This is a genomic window from Streptomyces spiralis, assembly GCF_014654675.1.
Classification (GTDB): domain Bacteria; phylum Actinomycetota; class Actinomycetes; order Streptomycetales; family Streptomycetaceae; genus Streptomyces; species Streptomyces spiralis.
Window position 1 is genome coordinate 357,032 of the sequence record NZ_BNBC01000002.1, and the last position, 26,298, is coordinate 383,329.

At 72.5% G+C, this 26,298-nt stretch carries 31 protein-coding genes; 17 read left to right on the forward strand and 14 right to left on the reverse strand.

The window, feature by feature from the left end; translation table 11 throughout:
• Positions 1-128 precede the first annotated feature (128 nt).
• The 4 genes from IE318_RS03970 to IE318_RS03980 all read left to right on the forward strand — a co-directional run bounded on the left by IE318_RS03970 (position 129) and on the right by IE318_RS03980 (position 2,219).
• Positions 129-917, forward strand: a complete 789-nt coding sequence (locus IE318_RS03970; RefSeq protein ID WP_189896322.1) for an ArsR/SmtB family transcription factor — start codon at positions 129-131, stop codon at positions 915-917.
• A 149-nt stretch (positions 918-1,066) separates the two neighbouring features.
• Complete coding sequence (locus tag IE318_RS46475; protein WP_362040793.1) at positions 1,067-1,141, forward strand: putative leader peptide; 75 nt, start codon at positions 1,067-1,069, stop codon at positions 1,139-1,141.
• A gap of 61 nt (positions 1,142-1,202) precedes the next feature.
• On the forward strand, positions 1,203-1,757 hold the full coding sequence (gene ssuE, locus IE318_RS03975) for an NADPH-dependent FMN reductase (protein ID WP_030166189.1): 555 nt from the start codon (positions 1,203-1,205) through the stop codon (positions 1,755-1,757).
• A gap of 102 nt (positions 1,758-1,859) precedes the next feature.
• Positions 1,860-2,219: a YciI family protein gene (locus tag IE318_RS03980; RefSeq protein WP_030166193.1), complete on the forward strand. Its 360-nt coding sequence runs from the start codon at positions 1,860-1,862 to the stop codon at positions 2,217-2,219.
• 63 nt (positions 2,220-2,282) lie between these two features.
• On the opposite strand, the gene IE318_RS03985 is transcribed toward IE318_RS03980, so the two are convergent.
• Positions 2,283-2,990, reverse strand: a complete 708-nt coding sequence (locus IE318_RS03985) for a dienelactone hydrolase family protein (RefSeq protein WP_229903314.1) — start codon at positions 2,988-2,990, stop codon at positions 2,283-2,285.
• A 232-nt stretch (positions 2,991-3,222) separates the two neighbouring features.
• On the opposite strand from IE318_RS03985, the gene IE318_RS03990 reads away from it, so the two are divergent.
• From IE318_RS03990 to IE318_RS04005, 4 genes are all read left to right on the forward strand, one after another.
• Entirely contained in the window at positions 3,223-3,594 is a 372-nt protein-coding gene (locus IE318_RS03990; RefSeq protein WP_030166199.1) for a BlaI/MecI/CopY family transcriptional regulator, read from the forward strand.
• The gene (locus tag IE318_RS03995; protein WP_189896327.1) at positions 3,591-4,520 is read left to right on the forward strand and encodes a M48 family metalloprotease; all 930 of its coding nucleotides are present in this window, start codon (positions 3,591-3,593) and stop codon (positions 4,518-4,520) included. Before IE318_RS03990 ends, IE318_RS03995 begins: the two co-directional genes overlap by 4 nt.
• A gap of 148 nt (positions 4,521-4,668) precedes the next feature.
• Positions 4,669-5,061, forward strand: coding sequence for a VOC family protein (locus IE318_RS04000; RefSeq protein ID WP_189896329.1), 393 nt, complete (start codon positions 4,669-4,671; stop codon positions 5,059-5,061).
• A 46-nt stretch (positions 5,062-5,107) separates the two neighbouring features.
• Entirely contained in the window at positions 5,108-6,178 is a 1,071-nt protein-coding gene (locus IE318_RS04005; protein WP_189896331.1) for an adenosine deaminase, read from the forward strand.
• On the opposite strand, the gene IE318_RS04010 is transcribed toward IE318_RS04005, so the two are convergent.
• Both IE318_RS04010 and IE318_RS04015 read right to left on the reverse strand, forming a co-directional pair.
• On the reverse strand, positions 6,160-6,675 hold the full coding sequence (locus tag IE318_RS04010) for a mycothiol transferase (protein WP_030166212.1): 516 nt from the start codon (positions 6,673-6,675) through the stop codon (positions 6,160-6,162). The genes IE318_RS04005 and IE318_RS04010 overlap by 19 nt on opposite strands.
• A gap of 79 nt (positions 6,676-6,754) precedes the next feature.
• Complete coding sequence (locus IE318_RS04015; RefSeq protein WP_189896334.1) at positions 6,755-7,681, reverse strand: LysR family transcriptional regulator; 927 nt, start codon at positions 7,679-7,681, stop codon at positions 6,755-6,757.
• A gap of 138 nt (positions 7,682-7,819) precedes the next feature.
• Here IE318_RS04015 and mgrA point away from each other — a divergent pair, with 138 nt between their 5' ends.
• Positions 7,820-8,812, forward strand: a complete 993-nt coding sequence (gene mgrA, locus IE318_RS04020) for an L-glyceraldehyde 3-phosphate reductase (protein WP_030166218.1) — start codon at positions 7,820-7,822, stop codon at positions 8,810-8,812.
• A 106-nt stretch (positions 8,813-8,918) separates the two neighbouring features.
• Here the strand turns inward: mgrA and IE318_RS04025 are convergent, their stop codons facing one another.
• The gene (locus IE318_RS04025; RefSeq protein WP_189896337.1) at positions 8,919-9,302 is read right to left on the reverse strand and encodes a nuclear transport factor 2 family protein; all 384 of its coding nucleotides are present in this window, start codon (positions 9,300-9,302) and stop codon (positions 8,919-8,921) included.
• A gap of 329 nt (positions 9,303-9,631) precedes the next feature.
• Between IE318_RS04025 and IE318_RS04030 the strand changes: the two genes are divergently transcribed.
• Positions 9,632-10,042 carry a hypothetical protein gene (locus IE318_RS04030; RefSeq protein WP_030166221.1) on the forward strand — a complete coding sequence of 137 codons (411 nt, stop codon included), beginning with the start codon at positions 9,632-9,634 and terminating at the stop codon, positions 10,040-10,042.
• 12 nt (positions 10,043-10,054) lie between these two features.
• Here the strand turns inward: IE318_RS04030 and IE318_RS04035 are convergent, their stop codons facing one another.
• Positions 10,055-11,437, reverse strand: a complete 1,383-nt coding sequence (locus tag IE318_RS04035; protein WP_373311054.1) for a streptophobe family protein — start codon at positions 11,435-11,437, stop codon at positions 10,055-10,057.
• Between the two features lie 165 nt (positions 11,438-11,602).
• On the opposite strand from IE318_RS04035, the gene IE318_RS04040 reads away from it, so the two are divergent.
• On the forward strand, positions 11,603-12,058 hold the full coding sequence (locus IE318_RS04040) for an ATP-binding protein (RefSeq protein WP_189896339.1): 456 nt from the start codon (positions 11,603-11,605) through the stop codon (positions 12,056-12,058).
• A gap of 16 nt (positions 12,059-12,074) precedes the next feature.
• Here the strand turns inward: IE318_RS04040 and IE318_RS04045 are convergent, their stop codons facing one another.
• The gene (locus IE318_RS04045) at positions 12,075-12,953 is read right to left on the reverse strand and encodes an RNA polymerase sigma factor SigF (RefSeq protein WP_189896341.1); all 879 of its coding nucleotides are present in this window, start codon (positions 12,951-12,953) and stop codon (positions 12,075-12,077) included.
• 166 nt (positions 12,954-13,119) lie between these two features.
• Here IE318_RS04045 and IE318_RS04050 point away from each other — a divergent pair, with 166 nt between their 5' ends.
• Positions 13,120-13,515 (forward strand): helix-turn-helix domain-containing protein, encoded by a 396-nt coding sequence (locus IE318_RS04050; protein ID WP_189896343.1) that lies wholly within the window; start codon positions 13,120-13,122, stop codon positions 13,513-13,515.
• Positions 13,516-13,602: 87 nt separating this feature from the next.
• Here the strand turns inward: IE318_RS04050 and IE318_RS04055 are convergent, their stop codons facing one another.
• From IE318_RS04055 to IE318_RS04070, 4 genes are all read right to left on the reverse strand, one after another.
• Positions 13,603-14,784 (reverse strand): serine/threonine-protein kinase, encoded by a 1,182-nt coding sequence (locus tag IE318_RS04055; protein WP_189896345.1) that lies wholly within the window; start codon positions 14,782-14,784, stop codon positions 13,603-13,605.
• 154 nt (positions 14,785-14,938) lie between these two features.
• A complete protein-coding gene (locus tag IE318_RS04060) occupies positions 14,939-15,544 on the reverse strand; it encodes a ClpP family protease (protein WP_189896348.1) in 606 nt (201 codons plus the stop codon).
• A gap of 1 nt (position 15,545) precedes the next feature.
• Positions 15,546-16,187, reverse strand: a complete 642-nt coding sequence (locus tag IE318_RS04065; protein ID WP_030166240.1) for a ClpP family protease — start codon at positions 16,185-16,187, stop codon at positions 15,546-15,548.
• 155 nt (positions 16,188-16,342) lie between these two features.
• Entirely contained in the window at positions 16,343-17,551 is a 1,209-nt protein-coding gene (locus tag IE318_RS04070) for an epoxide hydrolase family protein (protein WP_189896350.1), read from the reverse strand.
• Between the two features lie 143 nt (positions 17,552-17,694).
• Here IE318_RS04070 and IE318_RS04075 point away from each other — a divergent pair, with 143 nt between their 5' ends.
• The 5 genes from IE318_RS04075 to IE318_RS04095 all read left to right on the forward strand — a co-directional run bounded on the left by IE318_RS04075 (position 17,695) and on the right by IE318_RS04095 (position 21,747).
• Positions 17,695-18,177: a VOC family protein gene (locus IE318_RS04075; protein ID WP_189896352.1), complete on the forward strand. Its 483-nt coding sequence runs from the start codon at positions 17,695-17,697 to the stop codon at positions 18,175-18,177.
• A gap of 199 nt (positions 18,178-18,376) precedes the next feature.
• A complete protein-coding gene (locus IE318_RS04080) occupies positions 18,377-19,174 on the forward strand; it encodes a VOC family protein (RefSeq protein WP_189896355.1) in 798 nt (265 codons plus the stop codon).
• Between the two features lie 77 nt (positions 19,175-19,251).
• Entirely contained in the window at positions 19,252-19,989 is a 738-nt protein-coding gene (locus tag IE318_RS04085) for a ribonuclease H family protein (RefSeq protein WP_189896357.1), read from the forward strand.
• A gap of 169 nt (positions 19,990-20,158) precedes the next feature.
• Positions 20,159-21,142 carry an aldo/keto reductase gene (locus tag IE318_RS04090; RefSeq protein WP_189896359.1) on the forward strand — a complete coding sequence of 328 codons (984 nt, stop codon included), beginning with the start codon at positions 20,159-20,161 and terminating at the stop codon, positions 21,140-21,142.
• Positions 21,143-21,321: 179 nt separating this feature from the next.
• On the forward strand, positions 21,322-21,747 hold the full coding sequence (locus IE318_RS04095; protein ID WP_229903326.1) for a DUF6328 family protein: 426 nt from the start codon (positions 21,322-21,324) through the stop codon (positions 21,745-21,747).
• Between the two features lie 19 nt (positions 21,748-21,766).
• Here the strand turns inward: IE318_RS04095 and IE318_RS04100 are convergent, their stop codons facing one another.
• From IE318_RS04100 to IE318_RS04115, 4 genes are all read right to left on the reverse strand, one after another.
• Complete coding sequence (locus tag IE318_RS04100; RefSeq protein ID WP_189896361.1) at positions 21,767-22,738, reverse strand: LLM class F420-dependent oxidoreductase; 972 nt, start codon at positions 22,736-22,738, stop codon at positions 21,767-21,769.
• Positions 22,739-22,813: 75 nt separating this feature from the next.
• On the reverse strand, positions 22,814-24,397 hold the full coding sequence (locus tag IE318_RS04105; protein ID WP_189896364.1) for a serine/threonine protein kinase: 1,584 nt from the start codon (positions 24,395-24,397) through the stop codon (positions 22,814-22,816).
• Between the two features lie 126 nt (positions 24,398-24,523).
• On the reverse strand, positions 24,524-25,483 hold the full coding sequence (locus IE318_RS04110) for a threonine/serine dehydratase family protein (protein WP_189896366.1): 960 nt from the start codon (positions 25,481-25,483) through the stop codon (positions 24,524-24,526).
• A 120-nt stretch (positions 25,484-25,603) separates the two neighbouring features.
• Entirely contained in the window at positions 25,604-26,281 is a 678-nt protein-coding gene (locus IE318_RS04115) for an AIM24 family protein (RefSeq protein WP_030181186.1), read from the reverse strand.
• Positions 26,282-26,298: the final 17 nt, after the last annotated feature.

Here is a 26,298-nt window from a genome sequence, read left to right on the forward strand (position 1 = left end):
GACCGTGCCCACCACCCCACGCACCACGCTCCGACCACCCACCCGCCGACGTACCGGAGACACCTCGGCTTGACATGCAGGCAATCGCCTGCATAACTGTGTGTATGCAAGGAGGCGGCGACTCGGGGATGGACAGGGTCTTCAAGGCACTCGCCGACGAGACCCGCAGACGGCTGCTGGACCGGCTGCGCGAGGACAACGGGCAGACGCTGGCCGAGCTGTGCGCGCGCATCGAGATGACGCGCCAGTCGGTGACCCAGCACCTGGCCGTCCTGGAGGCCGCCAACCTGGTGAGCACGGTGCGCCGGGGGCGGGAGAAGCTGCACTACCTGAACCCGGTGCCGCTGAACGACATGCAGGAGCGGTGGATCGGAAGGTTCGAGCACCCGCGCCTGAGCGCGCTCGGCGCCGTGAAACGACGAGCCGAGGAAGCAGTTGAGGAAACCATGACCGACAAGCCGACCTACGTCTACGTCACCTACATCGAGAGCACGCCCGAGGCGGTGTGGGACGCCCTCACGGACGCCGATCTGACCGCCGCCTACTGGGGCCACAGCAACGTCTCCGACTGGAAGCCGGGCTCCCGCTGGGAGCACGTCCGCACCGACGGCTCCGGCATCGCCGACGTGGTCGGCACCGTCGTGGAGGCCGACCGCCCGACCCGCCTGGTGACCACCTGGGCCGCACCCGAGAACGCGGACCGGGAGGAGAGCCACTCCCGGGTCACCTTCGACATCCGGCCCCACGACGACATCGTCCGGCTCACCGTCACCCACGAGAACCTCAGGGACGAACAGGAGCTCGCCGACGTGTCCGGCGGCTGGCCGGCGGTCCTGTCCAACCTCAAGTCCCTGATGGAGACCGGCACTCCGCTCCCGCAGGAACCCTGGCTGATGTCCCGCCAGGACCGTGACTGACACCGGCCCTGCGACCCGTCTTCCGCCGAAGTTTTCGTGTCCTTCCCGTGCCGCTCATGCTGCGCGCACCGCACCGGTCCGCGATACGAGAACGGCCGGCCGTTCCTTGACGGCCGTCCTCGGCGGCTGACACGATCGACGGCATGACGATGCGACTGGACCTCACGCGGCGACGCCATGTCGACCTCGCCCGTGTCTCCAGCGCCTCCTGTTGCGCGGCCTGATCCCTCCTCCCGATCAGCCGCCTTCTTCTGCCCGTCCCGCAGTTTGCAACAGGAGTCCCGCATGGCCATCGTCCTGTCCGTCTCCGGCAGCCCGTCCGTCTCGTCGCGCACCAACCGCCTGCTGCGCCACCTCGACCGGCGCCTTCTCGCGCAGGGCCACGAGGTGATACCGCTCGACGTCCGTACGATCCCCGCCGAGGCCCTGCTCGGCGCGGACTTCCGGCATCCGGCGATCGTCGAGGCCACCGAGCTCTTCGCCCGCGCAGACGGGGTCGTCGTCGGCACCCCCGTCTACAAGGCGTCGTACTCCGGTGTCCTCAAGGCGCTGCTCGACCTGCTGCCGCAGTACGCGCTCACCGGCAAGACGGTGCTGCCGCTCGCCACCGGCGGCTCCACCGCCCACGTCCTCGCCATCGACTACGCCCTGCGTCCCGTGCTCAACTCCATGGGCGCGGCGCACATCGTGCAGGGCTGGTTCACCCTCGACAAGGACATCACCGTGCACGAGGACGGCTCGCTGTCGGTCGCGCACGCCGCCGACGAGGCGCTGGGCGAGGTCGTCGACCGGTTCTCGGCGGTCCTGGGCGGCACGCCGCTGCTGGCCGCGGCGAGCTGAGCCGGGAAGAGGTTCTTCGGGCGTCCTCGGGCGAGGTGCCGATCCGGGCGTGTGCCGTTCGTGTAGGAGGGGGGACAACGGCACGACGCCAAGGAGGACGTCATGAAGTACTACCTGCTCAGCGTGATCCAGCCGAGCGAGGGCGCGCCGCCCTCCGCCGAGGCGCTGGCGGACATCGTGGGCAGTCTGGAACTCTTCCACCAGGAGCTGCGCGAGGCCGGAGCCTGGGTGTTCGCGGGTGGGCTGCACGGCCCGGAGTCCGCCACCGTGCTGCGTCCGAAGGGCGACGAGGTGCTGGCCACCGACGGGCCCTTCACCGAGGGCAAGGAGTACCTGGGCGGCGTGTGCGTGATCAAGGCGCCCGACCTGGACGCCGCCCTGGACTGGGGACGGAAGGCGAGCCGGGCCACCACCCTGCCGATCGAGGTGCGCCCCTTCCTGCACCCGGCCGACGAGCGATGACGCCCCGTCGAACGAACCGCGCGGCGGCGACCGGAACCGGGTCGCCGCCGTGGTCGTCCGCGCTCAGCCCAGCTGCTCGTGCAGGAAGGCGACCGTGCTCCGCCAGGCGCGGTCGGCCGCGTCGGGGTCGTGGCTGGGACGGCGGTCGTTGAGGAAGGCGTGGCCCGCCGGGTACAGGCGCAGGTCCGGAGTGGTGCCGGTCTGCCGCCGCAGAGTCTCGCGCAGCTCCTCGACCTGCTCCGGCGGGATGCTCCGGTCCCGTTCCCCGTAGTGGCCGAGGATGCGGGCTCGCAGCCCGGAGAAGTCGGGCAGCTCGCCCCGGATCACGCCGTAGAACGGCACCGCCGCGCTCACCCGCGGTTCGACGGCCGCCAGGTACAGCACGAAGCCGCCGCCCATGCAGAAGCCGACCGCGCCGACCGTGTCCGAGGTGACCTCGGGCAGCGACAGCAGATGGCCGACCGCGCCGGAGAGCAGTTCGACGCCGCGGGAGACCGGCAGGGCCTTCATCAGGCGCTGCGCCTCCCCGGAGTCGTGGGCCACGCTCCCGCCGTACAGGTCGGGGGCGAGGGCGACGAAGCCCTCGGCGGCGAACCGGTCGGTGACCTCGGCGATGTGGTCGGTCAGCCCCCACCACTCCTGGATGACGAGGACCCCCGGCCCCCGCCCGGACGGGGGCAGTGCGAGATAGCCGTGGGCGGTGGCTCCCGCGCTGGGGAAACTGACGTTCTGGCGGGCGGGGACCTCGGCGGGCTCGGGCTGCTCGGGCACGGTGCTCAACTCCTGTGCGTTCGCTTCGGGCGCCGGGCCGGGTCGGCACGGCGTCATGTGACGGAAGGCCGGACGCCTTCCTTCCGGATCTCTACCGCGTCACCGAGTCCCCTCATAATGGGCATCCGGCGCAGCCGCGAGCAGGTGACCGGCACCGTGCCGACCACAGCTGACTACAATGGTGTAGACGGCCCACCGGACTGCGCGACGAAGACGGGGTGAGGAACGTCCCATGACCGACGCGAAGGACGAACGCAGGCCGGCCGGTGAGCTCGAATCGAGTGTCATGGCCGTCCTGTGGGCGGGCGACGCCCCCCTGACCCCGGGGCAGGTCCAGCTGAGCCTCGGGAGCGACCTGGCTCGCACCACGGTGACCACGATCCTGACCCGGCTGCACGACAAGGGCGTGGTCGAACGCCGCCGCCAGGGCCGCGGCTACGCCTACTACCCCGTCCAGGACGCACACGGACTGACCGCCCGCCGCATGCACTCCGAACTCGACCGCGACACCGACCGCGAGACCGTCCTCGCCCGCTTCGTCGCCCAGCTCAGCCCCGACGACGAGCGCGTCCTGCGCGACCTGCTCGAATCCGGTGAGCGATGACCGCCCTGCTGCTTCTGCCGCTGCTGCTGCCCCTCGCCGCGCCCGTGCTGGCCCGGCGCACGCTCGACCGGCTGGCGCCCGTGGCGGCACTGTGGGTGATCACCGTCTGCGCGCTGGTGCTCGCCGGCTGCTCGCTGGCCGCGCTGGGCGTCTTCGTCCTCACCGGCCTGCTCAAGCTGCCCGTCTTCGCCACCCTGGGCGAACTGGTGCACCCGCTGCCCACCGCTCCCGACCTGGTGGTCCTGCCGGCAGCCGTGGTATCGGTGGCGGCGCTCGCCGGGTTCGCGGGCACGTTCGGGCGCGCCACGCTCCGGGAGATACGGGCCTTCCGCAGCGCCCGCACCGAGGCCGGCCGCAGGCCCGCCGCGGGCGATCTGTGCGTCGTCGACTCCCCGCACCCGGACGCCTACGCCCTGCCCGGCCGCCCGCACCGCATCGTGGTCACCACGGCGATGCTGCGCAGCCTCGACGCCGCCGAACGCGAAGCGCTGTTCGCCCACGAGCGCGCCCACAACCGGGGCGGCCACCACTACTTCCTGGCCGCCGCCGAACTCGCCGCGCACTGCCATCCCGCGCTGCGCCCGGTGCGCGCCACCATCCGCCTCGCGGTCGAACGCGCGGCCGACGAGGCCGCCGCCGCGGCCGTCGGCGACCGCCGGCTGACCGCCCGTGCCATCGCCCGCGCCGCCCTGGCCGGCCAGGCCACCCGCTCGGCGCGCCCGGAGTTCGCCCCCGCCGTCGCCTCCGGTCCGGTGCCGCACCGCGTGAAGGCCCTTCTCGCGGCCCCGCGTGCCGCGCGCCGGGCCGCGGCCTGGATCGCCGCGCTGCTGCTGGCCTGCACCACGGCCTCCTTCGCCGCCTCGGCGACCGGCATGCTCGACGTCCACCACAGGGTGGAGATCGCGCAGGGCGAAGAGTCCCGCTGAAAAGGCTTCAGGCCCAGGACCGACGGAGGTCCGAACCGTCGGACCCCGTCCCGCGCACCCCCGCCGCCGCCCGCCGCGGAGCTGACTGGCGCGCGCGGGGTTTTACGTATAACCTCACCCGTCAATCGCACGTCCCCGAAAGGCCCCGATGAGACGCATCGCCCTGGTCACCCTCGTTGTCGACGACTACGACGAGGCGGTCCGCTTCTACACCGAGGCCCTCGGCTTCCACCTCGTGGAGGACACCCCGCGGCCGGACGGCTCCCGCTGGGTCGTCGTGGAGCCCGGGAGTGAAGCCGCCGGCACCGGTCTGGTGCTGGCCCGTGCCAAGGGCGAGGCCCAGCAGGGCCGCGTCGGCGACCAGACCGGCGGACGCGTCGGGTTCTTCCTGCACACCGACGACTTCGCCCGCGACCACGCCCGGATGACCGCCGCCGGCGTGACCTTCCTGGAGGAGCCGCGGCACGAGCCGTACGGGACCGTCGCCGTCTTCCAGGACCTGTACGGCAACCGCTGGGACCTGCTCCAGCCCGCCGGCTGACCCTTCTGCCGCTTCCTCGAACCACCTGCCCAAGGAAAGACCCGCCATGACTGCTACGCGCGTAGACACCGAAGTGATCCGCCGCCTCCCCAAGGCCGTGCTGCACGACCACCTCGACGGCGGGCTGCGCCCCGCCACCGTCGTCGAACTCGCGGACGCGGTCGGCCACACCCTGCCCACCACCGACCCCGACGAGCTCGCCGCCTGGTACTACGAGGCCGCCAACTCCGGTGACCTGGTCCGCTACATAGCGACCTTCGAGCACACCCTGGCCGTCATGCAGTCCCGCGAAGGCCTGCTGCGCACGGCGGAGGAGTACGTCCTCGACCTCGCCGCCGACGGTGTCGTCTACGCCGAGGTGCGCTACGCCCCCGAGCTGAACACGGCCGGCGGCCTGACGATGCGCGAGGTCGTGGAGACCGTGCAGGAGGGTCTCGCCGCCGGCATGGCCAAGGCGGCCGCGGCCGGGACCCCCGTGCGCATGGGCACGCTGCTGTGCGGCATGCGCATGTTCGACCGGGTCCGCGAGGCCGCCGACCTCGCCGTCGCCTACCGTGACGCGGGCGTCGTCGGCTTCGACATCGCCGGCGCCGAGGACGGCTTCCCGCCCGCCGACCACCTGGCCGCCTTCGAGCACCTGCGCCGCGAGAGCGTGCCGTTCACCATCCACGCCGGCGAGGCGTACGGCCTGCCCAGCATCCATCAGGCGCTCCAGGTGTGCGGTGCCCAGCGCATCGGCCACGGTGTGCGCATCACCGAGGACATCGTGGACGGCAAGCTCGGCCGCCTCGCGGGCTGGGTGCGCGACCGCCGCGTCGCCCTGGAGATGTGCCCGACGTCCAATCTCCAGACCGGGTGCGCCACCTCGATCGCGGAGCATCCGATCACGGCCCTGAAGGACCTCGGCTTCCGCGTCACCCTCAACACCGACAACCGTCTGGTCTCCGGCACCACCATGACCCGCGAGATGTCGCTGCTGGTCGAGGAGGCGGGCTGGACGGTCGAGGACCTGCGCACCGTCACGGTCAACGCGGTCAAGAGCGCGTTCATCCCGTTCGACGAGCGCAGGGCCCTCATCGAGGAGGTCGTCCTGCCCGGCTACGCGGCCGCGCTCTGAAGCAGCCCGCGCACATAGGCGGCCTGTCCGACGTGCTGAAGATCGTCGGACAGGACGCTGACCAGACGCACGCCGAGGGTGACCGGGGGATCCCAGCCCTCGTCCACGACGCGTTCGAGGTCCTTGGCGGTCAGGCCGCGCAGGGCCTGGAGAGTCTGCTCGTGGACGGCGTCGTAGTACCCGGTCAGCAGGTCGGCGGACTCGACGCGCACCTTCGCGACCTTCGCGGCCGTGTGCCCGTAACCGGTGTCGTGGCGCGGCAGGTCCAGGCCGAAACGCTTCTCCCAGCCCTGGGACAGCCATACCTGGTCGAGGCCGAAGGCGTCGGCGACATGGTCGTCCTGGACCCGGGTGAGATGCCAGACGAGCCAGGCGGGGGAGTTGGCGTCGGGAGCCGGACGGGCGTGCAGCTCGTCCGGTCCGAGGCCGTCGAGAACGGCATGGACTTCTTCCTGGATACGGCCGTAGCCGTCGATGAGGATGTCCTTCGCATGCATGCGTCCACCATCGCGCATCGCACGCCTTGACGCGCCCGGAATCCAGCCGGTCGCCTCGGGTGCCGCGCCTCTCGATCCGTCAGGATCCGGCCCTGTCGGCGTCCGCCCTGTCGGCCCCGGCCCTGTCGACTCGCGATTCCAGGAGTGTGACCAGGGCGCGGGCCGCCGGGCTGGTTGCCTGCTCGGGCGGCAGCAGGACGACGGTCTCGTACGGCCGTTCACCCGTGCCCTTGAACGGCAGCGCGGTGAGCGACGGACGCTTGTGCCGGAAATGCCGGGGTACGACCGCGATGCCCAGGTTCTCGTCGACCAGATCGAGCAGACCGTGCACGTCGTTGACCTCCAGTGGCACCGTGCGGTCCACGCCCGCCGCCGAGAAGGCCGCGTCGGTGACGCGGCGCGGACCCCAGTCCGGGTGGAAGTCGACGAAGACCTCACCGCTCACCTCCTCCGGGGTGAGCGGTGCGCCCGCCGCCGCGAACCGGTGGCCGGGATGACACAGCACCGTCATCGGCTCGCCGGCCAGAGCCACCGAACGCAGCTGGTCGGTGTCCGCCTGGGTCCGGTAGGTGAACGCCAGGTCGAGCCGGCCCGCCGCGACCCCCTCCGCGAGCGCTCCCGAGCCCGCCTGCCGCAGCCGGATCTCCACTTCCGGATGGCGCCGCCGGAACGCGGCGAGCAGTCCCGCCACGTCCACCCCCGCGATGCACTGCTCGGTGCCCAGTGTCAGTGTGCCGCGCAGCACACCCTGCACCGCGGCCACCGCCTCGTGCGCCGCCCGGACCTGCGCCAGGATCCGCTCCGCCTCGCCGAGCAGCGCACGCCCGGCCTCGGTGAGCGTCACCCGGCGCGTGGTGCGCACGAACAGCGGGGCCCGCAACTCCCGCTCCAGCGCCCGGATCGACGCCGACAGACCCGACTGCGACACCATCAGCCGCTCCGCCGCCCGGGTGAAGTGCTGGTCCTCGGCGACGGCGACGAAGTGCTGGAGATGGCGCAGTTCCATGATTGAGAAGACTAGTCGCTCAATCCCATCGGATTCTCCTGTTGGACCGCTGCCCGCGGGCGGCGCGAGAGTAGGACACCGAAGAGACCCGAGCAGGACACCGGAAGCCTCGCCGTACCAACCCTTCATGGAGTCGCGTTGTACACCGCCCACCCCGACCGCTACGCCGACATGCCCTACCGGCGCACCGGACGCAGCGGCCTCAAGCTGCCCGCGCTGTCGCTCGGCCTGTGGCACAACTTCGGCCCGGACCGCCCGGTGGAGACCCAGCGGGCCATCCTGCGCCGCGCCTTCGACCTCGGCGTCACCCACTTCGACCTGGCCAACAACTACGGCCCGCCGCCCGGCGCCGCCGAGTCCGCCCTCGGCGAGGCGCTGCGGGCGGACTTCGCGCCGTACCGCGACGAGCTGGTGATCTCCACCAAGGCCGGCTACCTCATGTGGCCCGGTCCGTACGGCGAATGGGGCTCGCGCAAGTACCTGATGTCGTCGCTGGACCAGAGCCTGAAGCGCATGGGCCTGGAGTACGTCGACATCTTCTACTCGCACCGCCCCGACCCGGAGACTCCGCTGGAGGAGACGATGGGCGCGCTGCACTCGGCGGTGCAGCAGGGCAAGGCCCTGTACGTCGGCGTCTCCAACTACTCCGCCGAGCAGACCCGTGAGGCCGCACGGATCCTCGGCGAGCTGGGCACCCCGCTGCTGATCCACCAGCCGCGCTACTCGATGCTCGACCGCCGCCCCGAGGAGGAGGGTCTCCTCGACGCGCTCGACGAGCTCCAGGTCGGGTCCATCGCCTACTCCCCGCTGGAGCAGGGCCTGCTCACCGCCCGCTACCTCGACGGCATCCCCGAGGACTCCCGGGCGGCGAGCGACAGCCCCTTCCTCAGCTCCGACGCGGTGACCGGGGAGCTCGTGGGCAGGCTGCGCACCCTGGACGAGATCGCCAAGTCCCGGGGCCAGTCGCTGGCGCAGCTGGCCCTGGCCTGGGTGCTGCGCGGCGGCCGGGTGACCTCCGCCCTCGTCGGCGCGAGCAGCCCGCAGCAGCTGGAGGACAGCGTCGCCGCGATCCGCAACCTGGACTTCGACGCGGAGGAACTGGCCCGCATCGACGCGGTCGTCAGGCCGTGAGCTCGTGAGGTCGTAGGCGTCGCGTCCGTGAGGCGGCCGCCCACCGGTGCACCGGTGGGCGGCCGCCTCGCCGTTTCGCCCGTCCCCTCGTGCGGGCGGCACGTCCTCAGGCGCCGGCCGGCACCCGGTCCAGGAAGCCGAGCACGGTACGGATACGGTCCTCGCCGTCCAGGGTGATCACGTCGAAACCGGCGACCGGGGCCGAACCGTCCACCTCGCTCACCAGCTCCCAGGCGAAGCGGGCGGTGTCGTGGTGACCGTCCACGGTGCCGGTGAGCCGGAAGACGAACCCGGGGAACTGCTGCTGCGCCGCGGTGATCAGGCCCGTGATCTGCTCGTGGCCGCTGACGTCGGCGAGCGGGTCGGTGTAGCTGCCGTCGGGGGCCCAGGCGGCCGCCACCGCCTTGCCGAGGGCCTCCGCGCCCTTGGCGTTCCAGGCCCCCAGGTAGCGGGCGGCGGCGCTCTCGTAACGGTCGGTCTGTGCGGACATGGGGAATCAGCCTCCATCGAGGGCGTCGGTACGGGGTACTGGTCGGAACCCGGATCTCCGTGGTCGGCGACCCGATGCGACAACCATGCCCGGGGCGCGGGGGAGGGCGCGATTACCGCCGGGGTAATGGTCCGCGTACCGCCGCGGTGACGTTCCGCGCTGTTTCGGCCACAGCGCGCGCTGAATATGCCAGGAGACTGGCCGGAATGTCGTGGTGACTCTGTTTCAGGAGTGAACATACTCGAAGGCCAGGGACGCATCACCGCACAGGAGCCGCATCGGGGAAAGAGGCACGACCAGCAGGCGGACGCCGCCACGGGGGAGGAGCTGTGCACGACGAATTCCTGTGCCATGTCACCGCGTACGGCGTGTGCGACGGCCGTCGTATCGGTGTACCGCTCGGCACCTACCGGGCACCCACCCTGGCCCTGGCCCTGTGGTGGCTGCGCGACCGCGCCTCCTGGATCGCCGACCGGCTCGACCCCGGCCCCGAGACCCCGTACGTGCCCTCGGGCGCGCTCGTCCCGGTGCCGGAGGACGTGCCCGACGTGCCCGGCGTCCTCCGGGCCTGGTGCGCCGACCCGGTCCGTCAGGAACTGGTGGCCGACGAGCTGGCCGGCGGACGGCTGGTGCGGATCGCGGCGGGCGACGACACCACCGAGTACGAACTCCTCGCGGAGTCCGTGGACGCCCTCCGCATGCAGCGAACCATCCCGGCGCTGGTCCTGCCGATGGCCTGACCAGGGCAGGCCCTAGACGTGCGGTGCGCCGCTGTGGTCGGCGGGGCCCGGCGGCGGTGGGGCGGGCAGGCCCTCGGCTGGGTGGGCGACGGGGCGGGTCGGGAGGGCGCCCAGGAAGCCGGTGACCAGCCCCCACAGCGCGGCGAGGCCGAGGGCGCCCCACAGCCGGGGCCGCAGCAGCAGCTCCCCGCTCAGGCCGCCGCCCACGTCCCCGACGCCGAGCAGCGACAGCCCGTAGTGGGCGGAGATCCGGCCCGCGAGGCAGACCGTCAGCACCGTCAGCACCAGACCGGCCGCCATCCGCAGCGCGTGCTGCCACGGACGCACCGGGACGGGGGTACGGGCCGCCGCGAGACGGGCGGCGCCGAGCACCAGCACCGCGTCGACGACCACCAGCCACCACACCCGGCCGTCGTGTTCGGCCAGCGAACCCAGGTCGAGCGTGGACACGTCCGGGGTGCGCAGCACCTCGTCGAGCAGATGCGGTACCGGCAGTCCGAAGGGGCCGTCCACCCGGCCGTTCCAGGCGGCACCCAGGCCGATCGTGAAGGCGAGCCAGGTCAGGTTCGGCAGCCCGAGCAGGATCAGCGCGAACGTCTGCGCCGGGTGCCCGCGCGTCCCCGCCGTCACCAGCGCGACGACCAGCCCCACGGCCACGCACGCGAGCAGCAGGGCGACCATGGCGTACGCCACCGGACGGGCCGACGCGCGAAGCCGCGCCGCCCGCGCCGGCAGCGGGACTTCGCGGGCCACGAGCAGCGCGAGCGCCAACACGCCCAGCAGCCACAGCAGCCCGAATCCGACGGTCAGCGGCACGTGGGTGGTGAAGCCGACCTCGGGCTCCGCACCGAAGAGTTCGCCGATGGCGCCGAGCACTCCGTTGCCGAGGTCGATGGCGAAGGTCTGGCGGGCGGCGAACGCGAGGCCGACCAGTGCCGCCAGCCACAGAACGGTGATCCTGGCGGCCCACCAGCCCACCTCCCTCGCCCGCACCGGGCCCCGCGAGCCTGCCGTGTCCCGTTCCCCGCTCGTCTCCCGTGCCCCCGTCGTCCGTGGCTGCCGCAGCGGGCGGAGGAAGCCGGCGCCGACGACCAGCGCGCCGACGAGGGTGACCGACAGCGGCATCACCGTGACCCCGGCGTGCGTCTCGGCCAGCGTGCCCGCGTTGCCCGAGAGTTCCATGCTGCCCCCGACCGACGTCACCACGGTCGCCGCGACGACCCGTGGGAAGGCGTTGTCGGGCAGGTCCGCCGCCCCGGCCGCCCACAGGCCCAGAGCGGCGACCACACACATGGCGAGCAGCCCGGCCAGCACCGTGGCGAGGGCCTGCGCCCAGCCGTGGCGGGACCGGCCGTGACGGGCGGCCGGTGGAGCGGAGGGGCTCGGTGGGCTCACGCTGTCACGCTAAGCAGTACGAGGGCGGTACGCCCGTCGGGAGGTCCGTCCGCGACCGCCTGCCCGCCCCGCACGGCGCCGCCCGGCGGGGACTGGCGGGCGGCGCCGTGGGTATCAGGACAGGTGCAGCAGCGTCCGGTCGGACCGGCCTCAAGAGAGAAACGCATGATCGAGCAGTCGGACGGGGCAGTGATACCCGCTGGATACGACGTACCCGTGGAACCGCTTCGGCGGGCCACGCACTACACCGGTGAACCCGGTTGCATCGCCGACGCGCGTTCCTTCGCCGCGCACTTCATCGACCAGCTCAGGACCGAGTGGTGCGCCGTGATCGGCCGCCGCTCCGGAGAGGCCCTGCTCCTGGTGGTGAGCGAGCTGGTCACCAACGCCGACCGGCACAGCGACGGGCCGTACATCCTGGAGTTGGAGGGGACGGACGCCGCCGTGAGCGTGTGCGTCTACGACAGCAGCGCCGCCCTGCCGCTGCGCTTCCCCCGCGACCCCCGGCGCATCGGCCGGCACGGCCTGGAGATCGTGCACGCGCTGGCGGCCGAGGTGACCGCGGAACGCGTCCCGGTGGGCAAGCGGGTCCGGGCCCTGGTCCACCTCGGACCCGACTGAGCCCGCGCCGGAGAGTTCAGCAGGGCTCGCCCAGCATGCCCTCCCGCAGTTGCGTGAGGATCCGCTTGATCAGCCGGGAGACGTGCATCTGCGAGCAGCCGAGCCGTTCGCCGATCTCCGCCTGGGTGGCCTCCTCCACGAACCGCAGGTGGATGATCTGCCGGTCTCTCTCGCCGAGTTCGGCCACCAGCGGGGCCAGCGAGTGGAAGTCCTCGACGAGCCTGATCCCGTCCTCCTCCACGCCGAGGAAGTCGGCGAGCACCGCTTCGCCGTCCTCGGAACCGTCACCGGTGAGCGCCGCGTCCAGCGAGGCGGAGTGGTAGCCGTTGGACGCGATCTGGCCCTCGATCACTTGTTTCTCGGTGAGGTTCATCAGCGTCGCGAGCTCTGCGACGGTCGGCTCGCGGTCCAGACGGCTGCAGAGCTCCTCGCGTGCCTTGGCCAGCTCCACGCGCAGCTCCTGAAGTCGCCGCGGCACATGCACCGACCAGGTCGTGTCCCGGAAGAACCGCTTGATCTCGCCGACGATGTAGGGCAGCGCGAACGACGTGAACTCCACCTCGCGCGACAGCTCGAACCGGTCGATGGCCTTGATCAGGCCGATCATCCCGGTCTGGACGACGTCCTCCATCTCGTCGCCGCGGCCCCGGAACCGGCCGGCCGCGAAACGCACCAGCGACATGTTCATCTCGATGAGGGCGTTACGCGCGTACTGGTGTTCGTGCGTGCCCTCTTCGAGCTCGGCCAGGCGACGGAAGAAGAGGCGGGACAGCTCGCGTGCGTCGCGGGGTGCGACGGACCGGGGATCCGCGACCGCCGGGAGCGGTGTGCCGCCCGTCCGGTTCTCCGGGGTCTCCTCGACCGCTGCCTCGGACCGGATCACGGCGGTGTCCATTGCCCCTCCCACGAAAAGTCACGGTTCGGTGAAGGGCGGGTACCCAGGGCAGCGCAACCCATGCGCCCCGCCCTTTCGCCCCTTTGCGTGCCTTCCGTGCCGGTGATTCACCCAGGGCGGAATGCCGCCCCCTTCCACGGACGTCCCTGACTCATAGTCTGAGGTGGTGAGCAACCAAGCGCCGAACCCAGCCCGCGTCATCCCGCTGCGTCCTCCGGCCGTGCGCCCGGCGAACACCCGCCGGCCGGCGGCTCCTCGCGAACCCCTGTGGCGCGACCTCGTCGGCGACGTGCTGCGCCGTGAGCGGCTCGCCCAGGAGCGCACGCTCAAGCACGTCGCCGACGCGGCCCGCATCTCCATGCCGTATCTCTCGGAGATCGAGCGCGGCCGCAAGGAGGCCAGCTCGGAGGTCCTCGCGGCCGCGGCCCAGGCCCTCGGCCTCGGCCTGGCCGACCTGCTGTCACTGGCCCAGGGCGAACTGCTCCGCCTCACCAGCCGCACCGCGGCGCCCAGCCGTCGAACGTCGACCTCCCGCATCGACGGCCTGTGCCTGGCCGCCTGACGACCCGGTGACGGTGCCCGCCGGCCGACGGCCGACGGGCCTGTCGTCGACGGGCATGCCCCTGGCCGAGGCACGGCCCCGCGGATGTCAGCGTCCGAGGTGCCGGCCGACCAGGTCGCGGAGTCGACCGATCCATGCGTCGCGCTGGTCCGCGCGCCGGGCGTCGAGTTCGCACGGGTAGGACATGCCGTCGTGCAGCCGGACGGTGACGGTGAAGCGTCCTCGTCGGCCGGGCGTGCAGATGACCGCGGAGATCTCCGGCCAGTCGAAGTCCGCCTCGACCGTGTCCACTTGCAGGGTGACCCCGGTGGTGTCCGCGGTGATGCTCGCCGACCGGTCCCCGATGACGAGGGGCTGCTGATGCTCCGGGGGCGGGGCCATGGCCGCGGGCGGGAAGCGTGGTGGGGTCGCCGGCTGCGTCGGTGCCGAGGCCGGCGGGGGGAACGCGGGTGGTGGGACCGCGAGCGTCGGTGTGTAGGCCGCGGGTGTGCTGTGCGGGGGTCCTGTCACCAGGTCCAGCAGCGCACCGGGTGTCGGACGGGCGCTCGGATCCTTGTGCAGGCAGGCCGCCACCGCCTCGCGCAGACCGGCGGGAACCTCGGACAGGTCCGGGGGTTCATGGACCGAGCGGTACATCAGGGCCATGGACGTGCCCTCTCCCCACGCGCTGCCCCCGGCGGCGGCGACCAGCACGGCGCCGAGCGCGAACACGTCGCTGGCCCCGGTCACGTCCTGGCCCAGGGCCTGCTCGGGGGAGAGGTAGCCCGGGGTGCCGAAGGCCGTGCCGGTCGCGGTCAGCCGTGACGACTCCAGCGCTCGGGCGATGCCGAAGTCGAGCACGCGAGGGCCGTCGGCGGCCATGATGATGTTGCCCGGCTTGAGATCGCGGTGGACGAGCCCGCAGGCATGGATCGAGGCCAGCGCCTCGGCGAGGGCCGCGGCGAGCGCGCGCAGGTGCGGCTCGCTCATGGGCCCGTTCGCGGCCAGTTGCTCGGCGAGCGTCGGGCCCGGGATGTAAGCCGTCGCCAGCCACGGCGGGTTGCCGTCGACGTCGGCGTCGACCACAGGTGCCGTGTGGAACCCGCCCACCGTGCGTGCCGCTGCCACCTCCGCGCGGAAGCGCTCACGGAAGACGGGGTCCACGGCCAGTTCCGGCTTGGCGACTTTCAGCGCGACAGCGCGTCCGCCGCGCGTGCGCGCCAGGAAGACCGTGCCCATCCCGCCTTCGCCGAGCCTGCGCTCGACGGCGTACCCCCCGATGTGATGCATGCGCCAAGTATGACGGTGCCACCGCACCGGTCACACCGCCTGCCCCTGATCACCGCCACCGACCCCGTCCTCGACGGAGGAGTCATCGGCGTCGAACTGCTCCTGACCGTCGCTCAGCGAGGGCGGGGTGGGGTGGGGCCGGCGGGGGCGTGTCTCAGGGCACCGGGGTCAGGCGTCGGCTCAGCACCTCGTCGGCCAGGCCGTAGGCCACCGCCTCGTGGGCGGTGAAGACCTTCTCGCGGTCCATGTCGGCGCGCAGGGCCTCGGCGGCGTGTCCGGTGTGCCGGGAGAGCACCTCCTCGACCTGGGAGCGGATCCGGACCATCTCCTTGGCCTGGAGCGTGAGATCGGAGACCGTGCCCTGCCGGCCACCGCTGGCCGGCTGCCCCAGCAGCACCCGCGCGTGCTCCAGCACGAACCGCCGCCCGGGGTCCCCGCCGGCCAGCAGCACCGCCGCCGTGGAGGCCGCCTGCCCCACGCAGAACGTGGAGATCGGCGACTGCACGAACGTCATCGCGTCGTAGATGGCCATGAGCGAAGTGAACGAGCCGCCCGGCGAGTTGAGGTAGAGCGAGATCTCGTGCTCCGGGTTCGCCGACTCCAGATGGAGGAGTTGCGCGATGACGACGTTGGCGACGCCGTCGTCGATCTCGGTGCCGAGAAAGATGATTCGCTCGTTCAGCAGCCGGCTGAACACGTCGTACGACCGCTCGCCCTGCGCGGTCCGCTCGATCACGTACGGAACCGTGTACGACCCCATGTCACAACCCCATCCGTCGGCGCGACGTGGCCGGGCGGACGTCGGCCAGCGACTCCACCACCCGGTCCACCATCCCGTACTCCCTGGCCTGCTCGGCGGTGAACCAGCGGTCCCGGTCGCCGTCCCGTGCGATCGTCTCCTCGCTCTGACCGGTGTGCTCGGCGGTGAGCCGCTCGATGGTCCGCTTGGTGTGCTCCAGGTTCTCCGCCTGGATCTCGATGTCCGCGGTGGTGCCGCCGATCCCGGCCGACGGCTGGTGCATCATGATCCGCGCGTGCGGCAGCGCGAACCGCTTGCCGTGGGTCCCCACGGTCAGCAGGAACTGGCCCATGCTCGCCGCGAATCCCATCGCCAGCGTCGAGACGTCGTTCGGGATGAGCCGCATCGTGTCGTAGATGGCCAGGCCCGCGGTGACGGAACCGCCGGGGCTGTTGATGTACAGGCTGATGTCGGTGCGCGGGTCCTCGGCCGACAGCAGCAGCAACTGCGCGCACACCCGGTTCGCCGACACCTCGTCGACCTGGGTGCCCAGGAACACGATCCGCTGGGTGAGCAGTTGGGCCGCCAGATGGTCGTCGAAGCGGCTGGGCGGTGTGTCGCCCTCCTCCGCACGTGGCTGCGACGCGGTGGTCAGTGGAGTCATCGGGTCTCCTCGTCGTGGCGTGAATGCCGTCGACTCCACTGTCGGCCGCGGAGAGGCGGCCGAAGCCGTTTCTCTGCCCGTGGCAGATTCGCCACGGGCAGAGCGCCCCGGAGGAGCCCCCGGGGAGCCCGCCGAGGCGGCCCCGGGCCGCGGACTCAGCCCTTCGCGCGCAGCTGGCGGAAGAACGCCCGTACGTCCCCGACCAGCAGGTCGGGCTCCTCCATCGCCGCGAAGTGCCCGCCCCGGTCGAACTCGGTCCACCGCACCAGGTTCTCCGTGCGCTCCGCCTTGTGCCGTAGCGGCACCTGGATCTCGGCCGGGAAGACGGCGAGCGCGGTCGGCGCGGTCGACGGCTCCGCCGGCGCGGCGGCCCGTCCCGAACCGGCGTGGGCCCGCTCGTAGTAGATCCGGGCGGCGGAACCGGCGGTCCCGGTCAGCCAGTACAGCATCACGTCGGTGAGCAGCAGGTCCCGGTCGACGGCCTCCTCGGGCAGCTCCTCGGAGTCGGTCCACTCGCGGAACTTCTCGACGATCCAGGCGAGTTGACCGACGGGCGAGTCGGTGAGCGCGTACGCCAGGGTCTGCGGGCGGGTCGAGTTCAGGATCGCGTACCCCGCGCCCTCCCGCTGCCACGCCTCCCAGCGGCGCCACGAGGTCAGCGTGCGCGCCCGTTCCTCGGGGCCGAGCGCGGCCAGCTCCGCGTCGGTCGGCTCGGCGGTCTGCTGTGCCCCCGGCAGCAGGTTGAGGTGGACGCCGATCACCCGGTCCGGGTGGGCGCGGCCCAGCTCCCGGGAGATCGCCGCGCCCCAGTCGCCGCCCTGGGCGCCGAACCGCTCGTAGCCGAGCCGCCGCATCAGCTCGGCCCACGCGTCCGCGACCCGGCCCGCCTCCCAGCCCCGGTCGGTGGTCGGTCCGGAAAGTCCGAAGCCCGGGATGCTCGGTACCACGACGTGGAACGCGTCGGCGGGATCGCCGCCGTGCGCGGCCGGGTCGGTGAGCGGTCCCACGACGTCGCGGAACTCCACGATCGACCCCGGCCAGCCATGGGTGATGATCAGCGGGGTGGCGTCGGGCTCGGGGGAGCGGATGTGCGCGAAGTGGACGTTGGCGCCGTCGATGGTGGTCGTGAACTGGGGCCACTCGTTCAGCCGCGCCTCGGCCGCCCGCCAGTCGTAGCCGTGCCGCCAGTGCCGCACGAGGTCGCGCAGGTAGTCGACGGGCACGCCGTGGTCCCATCCGGTGCCGGGCGGCTGCTCCGGCAGGCGGGCGCGGTCGAGGCGGTCGTGCAGGTCGTCGAGGTCGCTCTGCGGGATCGCGAGCCGGAAGGGACGGATGCCGTCGGTGGGCGGCGGTGGCGTCGTCATGGCCGGGATGTTAGTTCGGGCAGGCCGGGGGGCCATCCGGATTTCTTCGCCACTTCTTTGGCGTCGATTTCCGTGCGAGCGATGAGTTCCGCCGCCGGGACCGGTCGATACAGATGACCGTGCCCCACACCCAGGAGGAACCCGTGGCCACCGAAGGATTCACCACCTGTCTCTGGTTCGACGGCCGGGCCGAGGAGGCCGCCGAGTACTACGTCTCGGTCTTCAAGAACTCCAGCATCGACCGGATCGCCCGCTACACCGAGGCGGGGCCGGGGCCGGCCGGCTCCGTGATCACCGTCGAGTTCACGGCCAACGGCCAGAGGTTCGTCGCGCTGAACGGCGGCCCGGAGTTCAGGTTCAGCGAGGCGATCTCCTTCCAGATCTTCTGCGCGGACCAGGAGGAGGTCGACCACTACTGGGCCCGGCTCACGGAGAACGGCGGAGAGCCCGGCCCGTGTGGCTGGGTCAAGGACAAGTACGGCGTGTCGTGGCAGGTCATCCCGGACGGGCTGATCGACATGGTCTCGGACCCCGACTCGGAGAAGGCGGCCCGCGCCACCCGGGCGATGCTCGCGATGGGCAAGCTCGACATCGCCGCCCTGAAGAAGGCCCACGCGGGCGAGTAGCGGGCGGCCGTGCGGCCGGCCCACCCGACCGGGGGAGTGGGCCGGCCACCCGGCCGTCGGACGTCCGGCCGGACGCCCGTGACGGCGGACACCCGCGACGGCAGTGGTGGCGCCGGCCTCGGCGCGCGACCCGCTCAGCGGGTGGCTAGCGTGAGAAACGGGGAACCACCGAGTCAGCGAACGGGAGAGGACCCCGGCCATGGCGGTACGACCTGAGGGAACCCCCTGCTGGGCCGACGCGATGTTCACCGACCTCGAGGCTGCCAAGATCTTCTACGGCGAGGTCCTCGGCTGGACCTTCGGCGAGTCGTCCTCGGAGTACGGCCGCTACACACAGGCCTACGCGGACGGCAAGGCGGTGGCCGCGGTGGTGCCGCCGATGCCCGGGCAGGAGGGCCAGTCGCAGTGGTGCCTGTACCTGGCCTCGCCCGACGCGGCAGCCACCGCTCGCAGGATCGGCGAGCAGGGCGGCGAGGTCCTGATGGAGCCGATGCGGGTCGGCGACTTCGGCACCATGTGCCTGGCCCGCGAGCCCAGCGGTGCCGTGTTCGGGGTGTGGCAGGCCGACGCCCACGAGGGTTTCGAGGCGACCGGGGTGCCGGGCGCCTACTGCTGGGCCGAACTCGTCACCCGCGAGCCCGAGCGGACGGACCCCTTCCTCACCTCGGTCTTCGGGTACACGGCGAAGCAGCTCCAGGACGACGCGATCGACTTCCGCGAGTTCCACGTCGGCGGCGAAGCGGTGCTCGGCCGCATGAAGATGACGGACGACTTCCCGCCCGAGGTGCCGTCGTACGTCAACGTGTACTTCATGGTCCCCGACTGCGACACCGCGGTGGCCGCCGCCACCGAGCACGGCGGCGTCCTCCGCTTCGGACCGATGGACAGCCCCTTCGGCCGGTTCGCGTCCCTCACCGACCCCCAGGGCGCGCACTTCACCGTGATCGACGCCACCACGACCCAGGGAGAGAAGCCCGGGTCCAAGGAGATCCCGTAGGGGCGTGCCCCGGCCCCGGACCGCTCCTGCCGCAGGGGGGCTCTCGGGCGTTGCGGGGGGCTGTGGGTGGGCGTGGCATGATCTGGGGCATGCGTGAACGAGTGGTGGCCGCGTGCGACGGGGCCTCGAAGGGGAATCCGGGACCCGCGGGCTGGGCGTGGGTGGTCTCCGAGGACGCCGAGACCGCGGCCCGCTGGGAGGCGGGCCCCCTCGGCACCGCGACCAACAACGTCGCCGAGCTCACCGCGCTGGAGCGGCTGCTCACCGCGACCGACCCGGCCGTGCCGCTCGAGGTCCGGATGGACTCGCAGTACGCGATGAAGGCCGTCACCACCTGGCTGCCCGGCTGGAAGCGCAACGGCTGGAAGACCGCCGCCGGAAAGCCGGTCGCCAACCAGGAGCTGGTCGTGCGGATCGACGAGCTGCTCGACGGCCGTGCCGTCGACTTCCGTTACGTACCCGCCCACCAGGTCGACGGCGACCCCCTGAACGACTTCGCCGACCGTGCCGCCAGCCAGGCCGCGACCGCGCAGCAGCCCGCGGGCAGCGCGCTCGGCTCCCCCGAGCCGCCGGCCACGCCTTCCGCCCCGGCGTCCGCCGGGCCGCGTCGCCGCACGAACGGGACCAGGAACGGAACCGGGACGACGCGAGCGCGCGGCGGTGCCGCGGGCTCCTCCTCCCGCACGATCAAGGCGAAGTTCCCCGGCCGGTGCGTGTGCGGCAGGTCCTACGCGGCCGGCGAGTCCATCGCCAAGAACGACCAGGGCTGGGGCCACCCGGAGTGCCGCACGGCGGCCGCCGGGCAGGGGGCCTGACACCCCCCAGGGGGTGTCTCGCCGATCATGCCGGGCTCGCGGCGCCTGGCACCGCACCCTGATCCGCCCTGATCGACGAGACACCCCCTAGCCCCTGCCCGGGTGAGGGGACAGGGGCGGCCGGGTGGCCGGTGCCGCGGGTGCCCGCCACGGGTGCCAGACTGACCGCATGGACGAACGTGAATTCGGCAGGTCGCAGCAGCACGCCTCGGTCATCGGACTCGGCACCTGGCAACTGGGCGCCGACTGGGGCGACGTCGACGACAAGGAAGCGCTCGCCGTGCTGGAGGCCGCCGCCGAGTCGGGCGTGACCTTCTTCGACACGGCCGACGTCTACGGCGACGGGCGCAGCGAGTCGACCATCGCCACCTTCCTCGGCTCCCGGCCGGACCAGCACGTGCTGGTCGCCACCAAGATGGGCCGGCGCGTCGAGCAGATCCCGGAGAACTACGTCCTGGACAACTTCCGCGCCTGGAACGACCGTTCGCGCCGCAACCTCGGCGTCGACCGCATCGACCTGGTGCAGCTGCACTGCCCGCCGACCCCCGTGTACTCCACCGACGCCGTGTTCGACGCGCTGGACACCCTCGTCGAGGAGGAGCGGATCGCCGCGTACGGCGTCAGCGTCGAGACCTGCGCCGAGGCCCTGACCGCGATCGCCCGGCCGAACGTGGCGAGCGTGCAGATCATCCTCAACCCGTTCCGGATGAAGCCCCTGCGCGAGGTGCTCCCGGCCGCGCGCGAGGCGGGCGTCGGCATCATCGCCCGCGTGCCGCTCGCCTCCGGGCTGCTGTCGGGCAAGTACACCAAGGACACGGTGTTCCCCGCCAACGACCACCGCACCTACAACCGGCACGGCGAGGCCTTCGACCAGGGTGAGACCTTCTCCGGCGTGGACTACGCGACGGGCGTCCAGGCCGCCGCCGAGTTCGCCGCCCTCGCCCCCGAGGGATACACCCCGGCCCAGCTGGCGCTGCGCTGGATCATCCAGCAGCCCGGCGTCACCACCGTCATCCCCGGCGCCCGCTCCCCGGAGCAGGCCCGCGCCAACGCGGCCGCGGGCAAGCTGCCTGCGCTGACCGACGAGACCCTGGCGGCGATCCGGGACCTGTACGAGCGCCGGATCAAGGACCAGGTGGAGGGTCGCTGGTGAGTCCCGCCCACGCGTAGGGGGCAGGATTCCCGCTTCCCGGGGCACCCGTGAGGACAGGGAAGTCCGGGGATCGTCCGGGAAGAAGGCCGCGGGAGGCGGGAGGCGACGTGACGGCGACGGAAGGCGGCGCGGCGAAACGCCGGGGGCGTGACGAGACCGAGGACGAGCGGGCCGACCGCATGTGGGGGGAGCTCATCCAGGAGGTGCGGGTGGCCCAGACCGGTGTGCAGATCCTCTTCGGCTTCCTGCTCACCGTGGTGTTCCAGCCCAAGTACGACTCGCTGACCCACACCAACCAGGTCATCTACATCGTCACGGTCTTCCTCGGTGCCTCCGCGACCGGCGCGCTCATCGGGCCGGTCTCCCTGCACCGCCTCGTCTCCGGACGCCGGGTGAAACCCCAGGCGGTGCGGTGGGCGTCCCGGATGACGTTCGTCGGACTGGTCCTGCTGCTCGCCACGATGACCGCCGCGCTGCTGCTGATCCTCCGGGTGGCGACGCACGGCGGTCTCGTGTCCTGGCTGGTCGTTCTCGTCGTCGCCTGGTACCTGCTGTGCTGGTTCGTGCTGCCGCTGTGGGCCCGGCGCCGGTACACCTCCCGATGAAGGGGTGCCCGCGGTGCGCTCAGCCGAAGGCGTCGCGCAGCGCGGGCAGCAGGGTCTTCGCCGACCAGTCCAGGAACGGCTCCTGCTCCTCGCCGCCGATCTGCACCAGCGCCACCTCCGTGAACCCGGCGTCGACGTAGGGGCGTACGGCCGCGACGAACGCCTCCGGGTCCTCGCCGCACGGGATCGACTCGGCGACGTCGTCCGGGGTGACGAACTGGGTGGCAGACTCGAACGAGTCCGGGTGCGGCAGCTCGGAGTTGACCTTCCAGCCGCCGCCGAACCAGCGGAACTGCGCGTGCGCGCGCTTGACCGCCGCGTCCCGGTCGGTGTCGTAGCACACCGGAAGCTGGCCCACCCGCGGCTTGCCCTCGCCGCCGTGCCGGTCGAAGGCCTGGAGCAGGCCGGCCTTCGGCTCGGTGGCGATGACCAGGTCGGCGAGGTGGCCGGCGATCCTGCAGGACTGCTCGCCGGAGACGGCGACGCCGATGGGCGGCGGGGTGTCCGGCACGTCCCACAGCCGGGCCGACTCCACGTCGAAGTGCGCGCCGTGCCGGGTGACATGGCCGCCCGCGAACAGCGCGCGGATGATCTCGACGGCCTCCTCGAGCCGCTCGTGACGTATGTCGACGGACGGCCAGCCACCGCCCACCACATGCTCGTTGAGGTTCTCGCCGGAGCCCAGGCCCAGCCGGAACCTGCCCTGCGACAGCAGCTGCACCGTCGCCGCCTTCTGCGCCACGATCGCCGGGTGGTAGCGGAAGGTCGGACACGTCACGTACGTCATCAGCGGGATGCGCGAGGTGGCCTGCGCGGCCGCCCCGAGGACGCTCCACGCGTACGGCGAGTGACCCTGCGCGCGCAGCCACGGGAAGTAGTGGTCCGAGATCACCGAGAAGTCGAAGCCCACCTCCTCGGCGCGCACCACATGCTCGACCAGCTCCCGCGGACCGGCCTGCTCGGTCATCATCGTGTATCCGATTTGCACCATGACGGCCGAGTCCCCGGCTCACCTGCGCGAAAACGGGAGATCCGCTGGGGCTGGGTGGGAAATCAGCCGGAGGCGTCAGCCGGTGGCGGGCCGGAAGCTGCTGAGGAGCACCTCGAGTGCCCGCCGGTTCGCGGACGTGCCGTAGGCGTCGGCGGGCGTCGTCCAGCGCAGCGAGAAGCCGCGCCGGCCGCCCAGGAGGACACCGCGGCCGAAGGTGTGCACGCGCCGGTCCGGGGTCCCGGACAGCCACTCCATGTCGGCGGCCCGGCGCCCCTGGTAGGTCGTCGACCGGATGCCGCCGATCCGCCGGTAGCCCTGCTGCCGCTCCAGGCCGGGCTCGACGTCGTCCCGCCACACCGTGACCGGGTCGGGGCCGACGTCCTCACTGTGCGTGACCGCGAGGGTCCGGGTGTCGCCGGCCGCCCCGAAGACCACGCGGTACGCCCGGTCGGGCGCGCGGGTGGTGCTCAGCCGCTGCCACCCGCTGGGCAGGGCGACCGAGAAGCCCTCGGGGGCGTGGTAGACGCGGAAGCCGGACGGCGGGACGGCCGCCGTGGCCGACGGGGACACGGTGGCGCGTGGCGGGGTGGAGCCCTCGGCCGGGCCGCCGGGCGCGGTGGCGGGCGGCGGCCCGGAGGTCCCGGACGCGGCCGTGGAGCCTCCGCCCCCGGCGCCGGGGAGGTGGTGGGTGACGGCCAGCACGGCGACGGCGACGGTGACGACGGCGAGGGCGGTGCCGGTGACCACGGCCCGGCTGCCCCAGGCCCGGCCCGCCCGCCAGGCCACCGTGTACGCGCCGCGCAGCCGGGGGCGGGGGACCTCCGCCACGACGGTGTCGGGATCCTCGTTCAGGACCCGGGTGAGCGCCTCGCGGACCACGGGACGGGTGAGCCGCTCCCGGGAGTCCTTGCGCAGCAGCCCCTGCACGGCCCGGGTGAGCGGCCCGGCCCGCAGCGGGGTGCGCAGCGGGAGCCGGTCCACGCCCCTCAGCGTGGCCTCGGGCCGGCCCCGGTCGCGGTACGGCGGGCGCCCCTCGACCATGCTGTACAGCAGCGCGCCGAGCGCCCACAGGTCGGCGGCCGGCCCGATGCGCTCGTCACGGGCCTGTTCCGGGGAGGCGTACGACGGTGCGGTGATCCGCGGGGCCAGGGTGGCGCCCGCGAGACCGAAACCCGTCACCACGACCCCGCCCCGGTCCCGCACGAACACCTGCCCGGGGCCGAGTTCCCCGTGGGTGAAGCCCTCCGCGTGGGCGGCCTCCAGTACGTCGAGGACCTCCAGGCCGATCCGGGCCGCCCGCACGTAGGTGAACGGGCCCTGTTCCACGAGGAGTTCGTCCAGGGGAGTGCCGTCGATCCACTCGGTGACCGTCCACAGCGCGCCGGACTGCGCGACGGCGTCGACGACCGCGGGGACCCGGCCCGGCCGCAGCAGCACCATCCTCTCGGAGGTGCGCATCACGCGGGCGGTGATGCGGCGGGCGGTCTCCGCGTCGGTGCCCTCCGGCAGCCCGATCCGCGTCAGCAGCCGGGGGCGCTCCGCGGTGACGTCCTCGCCGTACCAGCAGACGTGGTTGGTTCCGCGGTGGACGACCTGAAGCAGCCGGTACCGTCCGGCGACCAACTCGTGTGCGGACGGCTGTGCCTCGGCCATGGTCATCCCTCGTCGTACCCCCGGCTCTCACCTTTCCCAGTGGTACGGGGGCCGGGACGGGGTCCGTTCAAAGGGACCACGGCCTCGCACGATTCCTGTCTTTCGGTCAAAGTCTCCCGCGCGGACGGGAGTTCACCGCAGCCCGAACCGCTCCGCCCAGGAGACGATGTCGGCCGTGGTCGCGTTGCCACCGCAGACCACCAGGCCGAGCCGGGCGCCGTCGCCGACCCGCTCGCGCACCAGCCGGGCCGCCGGCAGCAGACAGCCCGCGGCGGGCTCCGTCCACACCTTGGCGTGCTCGGCGAGGTCGAGACACCCCTGGACGGCATCCCGGTCCGGGACCACGAGCACCTCCTCCACCAGGGCGGAGACATGGTCGTACGTCAGCTGCGACACCGCCGGGGCGCTCAGCGTGGTGCTGATCGAGGACACCGTCACCGGCACGGGACCACCGGCCTTCAGCGCCGCCGACATGGCCTCGGCCCCCTCGGTCTCCACACCCCAGACCCGCACTCCGGGGCGCAGCGCGCTCAGAGCGACGGCGATGCCGGCGATCAGTCCGCCGCCTCCGACGCTGACGAGCACATCGGTGAGGTCGTCGGCGTCCTGGGCCAGCTCAAGGCCGACGGTGCCCTGCCCGGCGACCACCACCGGGTCGTCGAAGGGGTGGACGAGGGTGAGTCCCTCGTCGCGCAGGCGTGTCGCCGTCGCGAACGCCTCGGCCATGCCGTCGGTCAGCCGCACCGACGCCCCGGCCGCCTCCGCGATCTCGACGGACCGGGCCGGCGCCGTCCTGGGCATGACCACGGTGGCCTTCACGTCGAGGGCGGCGGCCATCACCGCCAGCGCGATGCCGTGGTTGCCGCCGCTGACCGCGACCACGCCCGCGGCCCGTTCCGCCTCGCTGAGCGCCAGCAGCTTCGCCGTCGCGCCGCGCGCCTTGAACGAGCCGGTGCGCTGCAGCAGCTCCAGCTTCGCGGTCACCGGGACGCCGAGCAGCTCGGACAGGCCGGGGCTCGGCACGGTGGGGGTTCGCACGACGTGTCCGGCGATCCGCTCGGCCGCGGTTTCGATCTGCGAGATGCCGATCAAGGCAGTTCACCCTTCCGGCGCGGGGTGAGGGTCCGCACCGCCTCGACCCTCACCCCACGAGGCACCGCAGGTCAACACGTTCGCCGGGCCGGCTAGAGGGCCATGTCCCGCCCGGGTCGGTCAGTGCTGCTGGGGTTTCTGCGGGGTCGCCTCGCTCGGGCGGACGACGACGTGTCCCTGGCCCTGGAGCATCAGCTGTACGGCCTCGCCGGAGCCGCCGCGCAGCATCGAGCCGATGGACTGCGAGCGGTGCAGGGACGTCTGGAGCCGGGCGGTCCAGCCGACGACGGCGTCCGTGTCGACGTACACCGGCTGCTCGGGCGTGACGGGTATGACGAGCGGATTGCCCTCGCACACCAGGCCCAGCCGGCCCTGCCCGGTGAAGACGCTGTTGAACAGCCCGCCGCCCGCGATGCCGGACCCCTTCACCGTCTTGATCTGGTACGACAGCGAGGCGTCGAAGCAGAGCACGTTGCGGCCGTTGACGGTGAACTCGTCACCCGGGTCGACCTCGACGATGAAGCAGTTCTGGGCCTCGTGCGCGAACCAGGCCTCGCCCTGTCCGCGCACCGCCATCAGCGGCAGCCCCTCTCCGGTGACCGCGCGCTTGAGCATGCCGCCCACGCCCTGCCCCTTGCGTTCGAATTGCAGACTGCCCCGGTAGGCCACCATCGCGCCCTGCCGGGCGAGCATCTCGCCGTTCACCGTGTACCGGATGCACTTGGCGTTCTCGACGGACATGCCCGGCGCGATCGCGGGGCCCACCATGTGCTCGCTGGAAAAGAGATCACCCTTCATGCGGGCATCCTGGCCCG

Bases quoted from the DNA above. Each gene is read 5' to 3' on its own strand.
- IE318_RS04005 (WP_189896331.1), top strand. From the start codon at position 5,108: ATGACTGCTACGCGCGTAGACACCGAAGTGATCCGCCGCCTCCCCAAG.
- IE318_RS04025 (WP_189896337.1), bottom strand. From the start codon at position 9,302: ATGTCCGCACAGACCGACCGTTACGAGAGCGCCGCCGCCCGCTACCTG.
- IE318_RS04090 (WP_189896359.1), top strand. From the start codon at position 20,159: ATGGACGAACGTGAATTCGGCAGGTCGCAGCAGCACGCCTCGGTCATC.
- IE318_RS04040 (WP_189896339.1), top strand. From the start codon at position 11,603: ATGATCGAGCAGTCGGACGGGGCAGTGATACCCGCTGGATACGACGTA.
- IE318_RS04085 (WP_189896357.1), top strand. From the start codon at position 19,252: ATGATCTGGGGCATGCGTGAACGAGTGGTGGCCGCGTGCGACGGGGCC.
- IE318_RS04070 (WP_189896350.1), bottom strand. From the start codon at position 17,551: ATGACGACGCCACCGCCGCCCACCGACGGCATCCGTCCCTTCCGGCTC.
- IE318_RS03970 (WP_189896322.1), top strand. From the start codon at position 129: ATGGACAGGGTCTTCAAGGCACTCGCCGACGAGACCCGCAGACGGCTG.
- IE318_RS04115 (WP_030181186.1), bottom strand. From the start codon at position 26,281: ATGAAGGGTGATCTCTTTTCCAGCGAGCACATGGTGGGCCCCGCGATC.
- ssuE (WP_030166189.1), top strand. From the start codon at position 1,203: ATGGCCATCGTCCTGTCCGTCTCCGGCAGCCCGTCCGTCTCGTCGCGC.
- IE318_RS03990 (WP_030166199.1), top strand. From the start codon at position 3,223: ATGACCGACGCGAAGGACGAACGCAGGCCGGCCGGTGAGCTCGAATCG.
- IE318_RS03980 (WP_030166193.1), top strand. From the start codon at position 1,860: ATGAAGTACTACCTGCTCAGCGTGATCCAGCCGAGCGAGGGCGCGCCG.
- IE318_RS04010 (WP_030166212.1), bottom strand. From the start codon at position 6,675: ATGCATGCGAAGGACATCCTCATCGACGGCTACGGCCGTATCCAGGAA.
- IE318_RS04055 (WP_189896345.1), bottom strand. From the start codon at position 14,784: ATGCATCACATCGGGGGGTACGCCGTCGAGCGCAGGCTCGGCGAAGGC.
- IE318_RS04080 (WP_189896355.1), top strand. From the start codon at position 18,377: ATGGCGGTACGACCTGAGGGAACCCCCTGCTGGGCCGACGCGATGTTC.
- IE318_RS04095 (WP_229903326.1), top strand. From the start codon at position 21,322: ATGTGGGGGGAGCTCATCCAGGAGGTGCGGGTGGCCCAGACCGGTGTG.
- IE318_RS04015 (WP_189896334.1), bottom strand. From the start codon at position 7,681: ATGGAACTGCGCCATCTCCAGCACTTCGTCGCCGTCGCCGAGGACCAG.
- IE318_RS04105 (WP_189896364.1), bottom strand. From the start codon at position 24,397: ATGACCATGGCCGAGGCACAGCCGTCCGCACACGAGTTGGTCGCCGGA.
- IE318_RS04000 (WP_189896329.1), top strand. From the start codon at position 4,669: ATGAGACGCATCGCCCTGGTCACCCTCGTTGTCGACGACTACGACGAG.
- IE318_RS04100 (WP_189896361.1), bottom strand. From the start codon at position 22,738: ATGGTGCAAATCGGATACACGATGATGACCGAGCAGGCCGGTCCGCGG.
- IE318_RS04060 (WP_189896348.1), bottom strand. From the start codon at position 15,544: ATGGGGTCGTACACGGTTCCGTACGTGATCGAGCGGACCGCGCAGGGC.
- IE318_RS04045 (WP_189896341.1), bottom strand. From the start codon at position 12,953: ATGGACACCGCCGTGATCCGGTCCGAGGCAGCGGTCGAGGAGACCCCG.
- IE318_RS03995 (WP_189896327.1), top strand. From the start codon at position 3,591: ATGACCGCCCTGCTGCTTCTGCCGCTGCTGCTGCCCCTCGCCGCGCCC.
- IE318_RS04065 (WP_030166240.1), bottom strand. From the start codon at position 16,187: ATGACTCCACTGACCACCGCGTCGCAGCCACGTGCGGAGGAGGGCGAC.